General features: G+C 66.1%; 1 protein-coding gene. It reads right to left on the bottom strand.

Going from position 1 to position 440, the window contains the following annotated elements; all coding sequences use genetic code 11:
• Positions 1-420, bottom strand: a 420-nt coding sequence (locus L0U85_RS20185) for a winged helix-turn-helix domain-containing protein (protein ID WP_347177494.1), incomplete at its 3' end; no start/stop codon positions are given.
• Positions 421-440: the final 20 nt, after the last annotated feature.

Raw genomic sequence — 440 nt, 5'->3', positions numbered from 1 at the left:
CGCGGGGAACGTCTCGGTCCGCCAACGTTCGACCGCCTCAGGGCCCTGGCGGTCAGAACGGTATTTCGGGCGCTGTGGCGACAAGCCCAGATCGCGCAGGATCCGCCCGGCCCACCTGGGCGTGAATCGCACCCCGAAACGCTGCTCGATCACGTCCGCGACGATCTCTCGCGTCCACAGATGGAAGGGGAACCCATGCTCCTCAGGCGTAGTCGACTCGATCAGCGACGCCAATTCCCTCCGCTCGACATCACCCAACGCACTCGACCGTTCGGGCGCCTTGTCCGCCAGCCCCGCGCCGCGCCCTTCCCGCGCCCACCGCAGCCAGTTGAACACTGAGTTCACCGAGACCCCAAGGGCCTCCGCGATGAACCGAGCCGTATACCCGTTCGCTTTCATCTCAACAGCTTTCGCGCGGATCTCAGCGCTCGCACGAGGCT

Source organism: Glycomyces sp. L485 (assembly GCF_022548875.1).
Lineage (GTDB): Bacteria > Actinomycetota > Actinomycetes > Mycobacteriales > Micromonosporaceae > Glycomyces.
This window is presented reverse-complemented; position numbering and strand designations above follow the sequence as displayed.